This is a genomic window from Nocardiopsis prasina DSM 43845, from assembly GCF_000341265.1.
In the GTDB taxonomy this organism is placed as follows: Bacteria; Actinomycetota; Actinomycetes; order Streptosporangiales; family Streptosporangiaceae; genus Nocardiopsis; species Nocardiopsis prasina.
Genome location: NZ_ANAE01000204.1, coordinates 1 through 8,777 on the forward strand (window position 1 = coordinate 1; position 8,777 = coordinate 8,777).

Here is an 8,777-nt window from a genome sequence, read left to right on the forward strand (position 1 = left end):
GATCGCGCTGCGGGCGGGCTGGTGGTCCTTCCACGCGCAGGGCGCCGTGTGGCAGGGGCTGCCGGTGGACCTGCTGCTGGCCTGGGTGCTGCTGTGGGGCGCGCTGCCCGCGGTCATGCTCCGGATCCTCCCGGTCCCGCTGGTCACCGCCGTGCTCGTGTGGCTGGACCTGATCCTCATGCCGCTGGCCGAACCGGTGGTGGTGCTGGGGCCGCTCTGGCTGCTCGGGGAGTTCCTGGGCTCCGCCCTCTGCCTGATCCCCGCGCTGCTGCTCGCCCACTGGACCCGGCGCGGCCAGCTGGTCCACGCCCGGATGTGGACACAGGCGGTGCTCGCCCTCGGCCTGATGGTCGTCCTTCCGGTGTACGTGCTCGCCACCGCCCCGGCCGGACCCGCATGGGCACCGGCCACCTCCTGGCGGTGGTGGACCGCCTCCCCGGAGACCCTGACCGCGGGGGCACAGGTGCTCGCCCTGGTCTGCCTGCCCGGCCTCGCGGCGGCTCGGGAGTTCGCGGCGGTGGGCGGCGGGACACCGCTGCCCTACGACCCGCCCGCACGGCTGGTGACCAGCGGCCCCTACGCGTACGTGCGCAACCCGATGCAGTTCACCGTCGCCCTCCTCTACCTGGTCCTGGGCCTGCTCCACCCGCCGCTGCTGCTCGGTGTCCCGGTCGCCCTCGCCTACGGGGCCGGATTCGCCGCCTGGCACGAGGGCGGGCAGCTGCGGGCGGCCTTCGGCTCGGACTGGGACACCTACCGCGCGGGGGTGCGCGCGTGGCTGCCGCGATGGCGGCCGTGGCCCGGGAGGGCGCGGGGCACCCTGTACGTGGCGGCGGACTGCGGCCCGTGCCGGGGCGTGGGCGCCTGGCTGGCGGCGCGCGGACCGGCGGCTCTGACCCTGCTCCCGGCCGCCGAGCACCCCGAAGTGCTGTACCGGCTCACCTACGAGACCGCGGAGGGGGTCCGGTGGAGCGGCGTCGCCGCCCTGGCCCGGTCCTTGGAGCACCTGCACCTGGGGTGGGCGATGGCCGGGTGGGCGCTCTCCCTGCCGGTGCTGCGCCACTTCGTCCAGCTGTGTGGGGACGCCTTCGGCGTCGGGCCGCGTCCCTCCAGGAAACCGGTCACACCGGCCATCGTGTCCACTTCGGGCTGACGCGAGCCCACAACCGAACAATCGCCGCGATCTCACATGTTCCACGGGACCCCCTCGCCGTTATGCTCGGGCGGGGCCGCGCCTCCCTCCGGACGCGCCCGGCCCACCACACCCCACCCCCCGGTACGAGGAAGTCCATGGAAGAACAGGCGATGCTCGCGCGCGACCTCGTGCTGCGCGTCTGTGCCGGCCCCACCGAGTTCGCCCCCCAGTGGCTCCGGGCCAGGGGCAAGGTCACCACCCCCTTCGTGGTGCCGCGCGACCGCAACCTCATCCGGGGCCTCGTCGAGGCCGGACGGGCCCTGGGGGTCGACCGGCTCCTGGTCTGCCGCACCCGCGCGGAGTACTCCTACGACCCGGTGACCGAGGTGCCCCTCGACACCGACACCCTCATCGACCTCATCCGGGGGTGGGGGCCCACCCCCACCGACTTCCTCGTGTGCGTCGAGGACTTCTCCGCCGCCGTCCTGGTCTCCGCCAGCGAACTCACCGTCGCCTCCGGGCCGATCGACTTCGTCCGCGAGATCGTCGGCCCGGACATCCCCGGGGTCCGCGCGAACTTCGCCACCCGGGCCCTGGACGGCAACCGGCCGGACCTGCTCCGGGCCGCCCAGCACTACAACTGCGTCGAACCCGGCGCCCGGCACGCGCGCGCCCCCCGCAGCCCCGGCCCCGACCTGGCCGAACGGCTGGCCCGAAGGGCCGAACGCGCCCGCGGGCGCAGCCCCGGAACGGTCCGGTTCCTGCGTGCCCTGCGCGGCACCTGGGGCTGGGCCATGCTCGGCCTCCTGCTGCTCGCCCCCCTGGCGGTCCCGGCCCTGGCCGCCGCCCCGCCCGCCCTGTTCCTCACCTACCTCCTGCTCTTCCAGCTGGCGCTGCTGGCCCGCTCCCGGACCGTCTCCTTCGCCACCCTGCTGAGGGTGGCCGCGCTCGGGGCCCTCCTGCTCTGGCCGCTGGCCCTGGCCTCCTCGCTGGTCAGCGGGGCGCTCGGGTGGGACACCGACGACGTGCTCAGCCAGACCTACGTGGCCGTCACCGTCGAGGAAGCGGGCAAACTCCTCCCGCTGCTCCTCCTCGTGCTGCTCGCCCGCCGCCGCGTGCGCCGCCTGTCCGCCGTGGACTTCCTCCTCCTGGGAGCCGCCTCCGGAGCCGGGTTCCAGCTGGCCGAGCGGCTGTTCGTGGGGATCTCCGCGCCTCTGGCCGACCCGGTCACCGGGCTCGTGAGCGGGGCCGCGCCCGAACCGTACTCGGGGCACGCCGTCGCCACCGGCCTCATCGGCGCCGCCCTCGGTCTGGCGATCGTCGGACGCCGGTACGGGGGCTGGCTGTGGCTGCTGCCGGTCCTGGCCACCTCACTGGTGTTCCTGGACCACCTGGACGTCAACGCCCGCGCCGCCGGAGCCCGGCTCGACGCGTTCTCCACCTTCGTGCACACGCTGTTCGGCGGCGGATCGCTCACCCCGTGGCTGCTGCTGCTCGCCCTGCTGTTCGCGGTGGCGATGGACTACCGGGTGATCGCGACGGCGGCGGAGACCACGCCCCCGCTGCCCGGCCGGACCCCGCTGCCGGGGCTGCGCCGCTGGGCACACGGAAGGTCAGTGGCCCTGCGGGTGCGCATCCCCGCCGACATCGCCCCGACCTTCCGCCGGATCGCGCTTTCCTGGGTCAACCTGCCCGTCACCCTCGCCACCACGGTCACCACCATCGCGCACGAACTCGCCACCGCCACCATGGCCGCCAAGCAGGGCCCGGGCGCGCTCGGCGACGCGCTCCGGTTCCTGCGCTGGCGCCGGGCCAACGCCATGGGCGAGGCCCGCTCACGGGGGAGGAACTGGCGCCGCTACCCCTCCGAGGAGGAACTGGCCGACAGCGCCCGCGCCCTGGCCCGGAGGATCGGCCTGGCCGGAACCGGGGGCATCGTGGTGGCCGCCGCCGCGCTGCTCGCCCTCGGTTCCGTGCCGGGCGCGGTCCCGGAGGGCACCCCCGGCTACGAGGGCACCCCCGGCTACGCGGTGCGGGCGGTGGAGCTGATCCTCGGCTGGCTCACGGCGGCCGACACCGCCACCCTCGTGTGGACCGCCCTCGCCGGGCTGGCGGTGCTCAGCCTGCTCACCATGGGCAACGCCGTGCCGCACGCCCACCCGCGCATGGGCGAGTTCCTGCGAGCCCCCACCGCCAACACCGGCGCCATCCTGGGGATGCTGGCCCCCGGTCAGGTCGGATACGCGTTCCTGGGACTGGTCGGACTCCTCCTGCCCGCGAGGGTCAACCGCCTGATCCGCCGCTGAGACGCAGGATCGTCCGGGCCCGTTCGATGACGGGGGCGTCGACCATGCCCCCCTCGAACCCGAACGCGCCGCCGTGCCCCTCGGCCGCCGAGAGCACCCGGCGGGCCCAGGTGAGCTCGTCCTCCGTCGGCAGGAAGGCCGAGCGGACCGCGGCCACCTGCCGGGGATGCACGCACGCCTTGGCGTCGAAGCCCGCGTCCGCGGCGTCCCGCGCCTCGCGGCCCATCCCCGCGACGTCCTCGATGTCGGTGTACACCGTGTCGATCGCGAACCGGCCGGACGCCCGCGCGGCGAGCAGGACCGTCCAACGGGCGTGCTCGGCCACGGGCGTCCGGCCCCGGCCGGGACGCTGGCGCCCGCCCAGGTCGGCGGCCAGGTCCTCCCCGCCCCACATCAGCCCGGCGCAGTTGTCCGCCCGGGCGATGGACGGCGCCTCCAGGACACCCGCCGCCGTCTCGCACAGGGCGACGACGGGCCGGGGCGCCAGCGCCTCCACCTGCTCCCGGGAGGCGGTCATGGGCAGCATCACGACGGCGTCGGGCAGGTCGGCGAGGGCGCGGACGTCGTCCTCGTGCCACCGGGTGCCCACCGCGTTGACGCGTACGACGACCCGCCCGGTCCCCAGCTCGCGCAGGGCGTCGGCCGCGTGCCCGCGCGCGACCGCCTTGTGCTCCGGGGAGACCGCGTCCTCCAGGTCGACGATCACGGCGTCCGCGATCCCGGCCGCGCCCCGGACGCGGTCGGGCCGGTCGGCGGGGCAGAACAGCGGTGCCGGGCCGGACCAGGGGAGGGGCCGGGTTCGCGAGGGCATCAGTCCAGCCCGCCGCGCTTGACCAGCTGGGAGACGATGACGTTGCGCTGGATCTCGTTGGTGCCCTCGCCGACGATCATCAGGGGCGCGTCGCGGAAGTAGCGCTCCACGTCGAACTCGGTCGAGTACCCGTAGCCGCCGTGCACGCGGATCGCGTCCAGGGCGATCTCCATCGCCGTCTCGGAGGCGAACAGCTTGGCCATGCCCGCCTCCATGTCGCAGCGCAGCCCGGCCTCCGCCTTCTCCGCCGCGTGCAGGATCAGCTGTCGGGACGCCGTGAGCTTGGTGGACATGTCCGCGAGGTAGTTGCCGATGGACTGGTGGCGCCACAGCGGCTTGCCGAAGCTCTCCCGCTCCTGCGCGTAGCGGAACGCGTCGTCGAAGGCCGCGCGGCCCACCCCCAGGGCACGGGAGGCCACCTGGATGCGGCCGGTCTCCAGCCCCTTCATCATCTGCGCGAACCCCCTGCCCTCCTCGCCTCCCAGGAGGGCGGAGGCGGGGGCCCGGTAACCGTCGAAGCTGAGCTCGCAGCTCTCGACCCCCTTGTAGCCGAGCTTGGGCAGGTCCTTGGACACGGTCAGCCCGGGGCCGTGCTCGACGAGGAGGATCGAGACGCCCCGGTGCTTGGGCTCGGCGGCCGGGTCGGTCTTGCAGAGCAGGGCGATGAGCTGGGACCGGCGCGAGTTGGTGATCCACGTCTTCGTCCCGTCGACCACGTACTCCTCGCCGTCACGGCGAGCGACGGTCGTCATGGCCTGGAGGTCGGAACCGCCGCCGGGTTCGGTCAGGGCCATGGTCGCCCGGATCTCGCCGGTGGCCATCCGCGGCAGGTAGTGGTCCTTCTGCTCCTGCGTCCCGTAGGCGAGGAGCAGTTTGGACACGACGGTGTGTCCGCCCATGGCACCGGCCAGGGACATCCAGCCGCGGGCCAGCTCGGCCGTCACGAGCGCGTAGCAGGGCATGGACACACGGGAGTCGCCCCAGGGTTCGGGGATGGCCAGGCCGAAGACCCCCATCTCCTTCATCTGCCCGATGAGCTTCTCCGGGTAGGTGTCGGAGTGTTCGAGGTCGCGTGCGACGGGGCGCACCTCGCGATCCACGAACTCGCCGACCAAGGAGACCACGGCCTGTTCTTCACTGCTCAACTCGGTCATCGCGGGTTTCCTTCTCTGCTTCTTGCTCGTGCCGGAGCGCTGACGGCCTCGGCGGGATGGTGGTCGTGGCCGGGTTCAGGGCGCGAAAACGGCGGACGCGCTGATGGATGTGGGACCGCCCTCGGCCGAGGCGGACAGGACGAGTTCGTCCCCGTCGACGGCGTGCCCGTCGGCGATCACCCGCTGGCCCGAGAACACCGGGCTGTGCAGGCGGAACGCGAACGACTCCACCATGCGGTCCGGGTGTGCCGTGCGGGGGATCTCCATCAGGAGCAGGGCCAGGAGGGGGCCGTGCACGACCAGCCCGGGGTAGCCCTCCACGTCCGTGCAGTAGGGGAGGTCGTAGTGGATGCGGTGGGTGTTGTACGTCAGGGCGCTCACCCGGAACAGGAGGGTGGGATCGGTGTCGAGCACGACCCGCGTGGTGCCCGGCGGGGGCCCCTCGTCCGTTCCGGCGAGTACCTCCCCGGCCAGAGACGTGGGCCGCTCGGGAGAACCGCCCCGCGTCGGGCGCCGGCCCCCGGAGGGCTGGGAACGGTAGACGACGTCCTGGTCCTCGACGAGCAGCACCTCGTCTCCACGGCGGAACCGGGAGCGCACCGTCACGAACACCATCTCGCCGCTGCGTCCGCGCTTGACCTCGACCCGTGCCAGCGAGGAGTCGCGGGTGACCTCGTCCCCGATCCGGATGGGGGCGTGCCACCGTACGCGTGCGCCCGCGAACATGCGGCGCCGGTCCGGGACGGGCGGGAGGAAGGCCCCCTCAGCGGGGTGCCCGTCCTCGCCCAGGTCCGACCGGGACGGGTGGTCGAGCAGGTGGAACCAGTGCCACATCGGGGGCAGGGGGTCCCCGGGCGCCAGCCGCGTCGGCAGGTCCAGCGCCCGCGCGAACGCCTCGCCGGGCCACGGGTCGACGACCCCGGTGACGCTCACCGGCGCGGGGTCCCAGCCCTCGACGGCCTTGCTGAGAAGGGACATGCGTCTTCCTCCGTCTTTCTCTCGTGTGGCGGGTCAGAGGCCCAGGACCCAGGAGGCCAGGGTGAAGATCGCCAGTGGGACCAGGGCCATGGCCACGAGGTTGAGCCAGACCCCTCCACGCAACATCTGGCCGATGGTCACGTGGCCCGAGGCGATCGCGATGGCGTTGGGCGGGGTGGCGATCGGCAGCATGAAGGCGAACCCGGCGGCGAAGACGGTCGTCATCACCAGCAGCAGCGGGTCGTGTCCCAGTCCGGCCGAGATGCCCGCCATCACCGGGACGTACGTGGCGATCGTGGCGGTGGTGCTGGTCAGTTCGGTCAGGACCAGGATCAGTACGGCGACCACCACGACCGTGACCACCACCGGGACGCCCGAGAGGAACGCGACGTGCCCGCCCAGCCAGTCGCTCAGCCCCGTGTGGGTGATCATCGCGGACATGCTCAGACCGCCGCCGAACATCAGCAGGATTCCCCAGGGAACGTCGGCGGCGTCCTCCCAGCGCATCAGCATCTGGCCCCGGCGGGCGCGGACGGGCAGGACGAAGCAGGCGATCGCGGCGACGATGGCGATGCCCGCCTCCGAGACGCGCCCCAGCCACGGTGCGAGCTCGGCCAGCGGCGCCCAGTTCGCGAGGAAGGGGACGAACACCCACGACAGCGCGGTCGCGGTGAACAGGGTCGCGATGATGCGCTCGCCGCGGCCCATGCGGCCCAGATCGCGCAGCTGGCTGCGGACGAGATCCTCGCCCCCGGGGATCTCCGTGATGCGCGGGGGGAAGACGAACCGGGTCAGCAGGAACCAGGCGATCACCAGGAACAGCATCGACAGCGGCGTTCCCACGAGCATCCACTGGGCGAAGGTGATCTCGATGCCGTGGGTCTGGGACATGTAGGCGACCACGAACGCGTTGCCCGGAGTGGCGACGATCGTCGCCGTCGTGCTCATCGTGGCGCCGTAGGCGATGCCCAGCATGAGGCAGACCGAGAAGTTCCGGTCGATCTCGACGCCGTCCTTCCCGAGCAGCGCCAGGATGGACAGCCCCATGGGCAGCATCATCATCGCCGTGGCCGTCGAGCTCACCCACATGCTGATCAGCGCGGTGGCGAGCATGAACCCGCCGATCAGACGGGTGGGCCTGGTGCCCACTGCCAGAACGATGCGCAGGGCGACCCGGCGGTGCAGCCCCCACCTCTGCATGGCCAGGGCCAGGACGAAACCGCCCAGGAACAGGAACACGATGTCGGAGGCGTAGGGGGCGGCGACCGTGGTGACGTCCGCGACCCCGAACACGGGGTAGAGGGCGATCGGCAGCAGCGCGGTCACCGCGAACGGCACCGCCTCGGTCATCCACCAGACGGCCATCAGGACGGTCACGGCCGCGACCACGCACGCGGAGGTCGTCAGCTCGTTCCGGCCGCCAGCCAGGAGGGCGAACACGACCAGTCCCAGCACGGGGCCCAGCCCGAGCCCGATCGCGCGCCGCAACGGCATGCGCTCGGTCTCGGCGGTTCCGGTCCCGGTCTCTGCGGTCCCGGTGTCGGTCGTGCCGGTTCCGGCTTCGAGGGTGGGGCCGGCGGGCAGAGCGCCGGGGGAGGCCTCGGGGCGCTCGTCCGGCGCCTGGGGCGCCGCCTCTCCGGGCACCGGTGACGGCGTTCCTCGACCGCTGCCGCGACCGTTCTGTCTTGCCATGGGGGGTTCCTCTGTCCGGACGGGGTCAGACCCCGGGGCGGGGGGTGATGTTCAGGGTCGGGGAGGCGATGGGCGCGAAGAAGTCGTCACCCTTGTCGTTGATCACGAGGAACGCCGGGAAGTCCTCGACGCGGATCCGCCAGACCGCCTCCATGCCGAGGTCGGAGTGGTCCAGGACCTCGACCTCGCGGATGCACTCCTCGGCCAGACGGGCGGCGGGTCCGCCGACGGACCCCAGATAGAAGCCGCCGTGCCTGCGGCACGCGTCGACGACCTGCCGCGAGCGGTTCCCCTTGGCCAACATGACCAGCGAGCCCCCGGCGCGCTGGAACTCCTCGACGTAGCCGTCCATGCGTCCCGCCGTGGTCGGGCCGAAGGAACCGGACGGGCGACCGTCCGGGGTCTTGGCCGGACCGGCGTAGTAGACGGGGTGGTCCCGCAGGTACGCGGGCATCGGCTCGCCGCGCTCCAGGGCGGCCCGGACACGGGCGTGCGCGATGTCGCGGGCCACCACGATGGTGCCGTCGAGACTGACCCGCGTGCCGACGGGGACACCGGAAAGCTGTGAGCGGATCCGGTCCATGGGCTGGTCCAGGTCCACGCGCACCGCGTCCTGGGAGAGCCGTTCGTCGGAGACCGGCGGCTGGAACCGGGCCGGGTCGGTCTCCAGCCGTTCCAGGAAGGCGCCCTCCGGGGTGAGC

The 8,777-nt window shown here is 73.1% G+C and carries 7 protein-coding genes; 2 read left to right on the plus strand and 5 right to left on the minus strand.

The genetic code is table 11. The features are described from left to right. Nucleotides 1-1,153, plus strand: a 1,153-nt coding sequence (locus D452_RS28950; RefSeq protein WP_017546837.1) for a methyltransferase family protein, incomplete at its 5' end; no start/stop codon positions are given. Between the two features lie 137 nt (nucleotides 1,154-1,290). Next, the gene (locus D452_RS0124845; RefSeq protein ID WP_017546838.1) at nucleotides 1,291-3,441 is read left to right on the plus strand and encodes a PrsW family glutamic-type intramembrane protease; all 2,151 of its coding nucleotides are present in this window, start codon (nucleotides 1,291-1,293) and stop codon (nucleotides 3,439-3,441) included. On the opposite strand, the gene D452_RS0124850 is transcribed toward D452_RS0124845, so the two are convergent. The 5 genes from D452_RS0124850 to D452_RS0124870 form a co-directional block, all read right to left on the minus strand. Beyond that, nucleotides 3,419-4,252: an HpcH/HpaI aldolase/citrate lyase family protein gene (locus D452_RS0124850; RefSeq protein ID WP_017546839.1), complete on the minus strand. Its 834-nt coding sequence runs from the start codon at nucleotides 4,250-4,252 to the stop codon at nucleotides 3,419-3,421. The two genes, D452_RS0124845 and D452_RS0124850, sit on opposite strands and share 23 nt — an antisense overlap. Next, a complete protein-coding gene (locus D452_RS0124855) occupies nucleotides 4,252-5,406 on the minus strand; it encodes an acyl-CoA dehydrogenase family protein (protein WP_017546840.1) in 1,155 nt (384 codons plus the stop codon). The genes D452_RS0124850 and D452_RS0124855 overlap by 1 nt, the downstream gene beginning before the upstream one ends. Nucleotides 5,407-5,481: 75 nt before the next feature. Beyond that, nucleotides 5,482-6,384: an FAS1-like dehydratase domain-containing protein gene (locus D452_RS0124860; protein WP_017546841.1), complete on the minus strand. Its 903-nt coding sequence runs from the start codon at nucleotides 6,382-6,384 to the stop codon at nucleotides 5,482-5,484. Between the two features lie 33 nt (nucleotides 6,385-6,417). Further along, nucleotides 6,418-8,076 carry an SLC13 family permease gene (locus tag D452_RS0124865; RefSeq protein WP_083927618.1) on the minus strand — a complete coding sequence of 553 codons (1,659 nt, stop codon included), beginning with the start codon at nucleotides 8,074-8,076 and terminating at the stop codon, nucleotides 6,418-6,420. Between the two features lie 25 nt (nucleotides 8,077-8,101). Beyond that, a partial coding sequence (locus tag D452_RS0124870) for a FumA C-terminus/TtdB family hydratase beta subunit (RefSeq protein WP_017546843.1) occupies nucleotides 8,102-8,777 on the minus strand: 676 nt, incomplete at its 5' end.

Bases quoted from the DNA above. Each gene is read 5' to 3' on its own strand.
- D452_RS0124845 (WP_017546838.1), top strand. From the start codon at position 1,291: ATGGAAGAACAGGCGATGCTCGCGCGCGACCTCGTGCTGCGCGTCTGT.
- D452_RS0124850 (WP_017546839.1), bottom strand. From the start codon at position 4,252: ATGCCCTCGCGAACCCGGCCCCTCCCCTGGTCCGGCCCGGCACCGCTG.
- D452_RS0124855 (WP_017546840.1), bottom strand. From the start codon at position 5,406: ATGACCGAGTTGAGCAGTGAAGAACAGGCCGTGGTCTCCTTGGTCGGC.
- D452_RS0124860 (WP_017546841.1), bottom strand. From the start codon at position 6,384: ATGTCCCTTCTCAGCAAGGCCGTCGAGGGCTGGGACCCCGCGCCGGTG.
- D452_RS0124865 (WP_083927618.1), bottom strand. From the start codon at position 8,076: ATGGCAAGACAGAACGGTCGCGGCAGCGGTCGAGGAACGCCGTCACCG.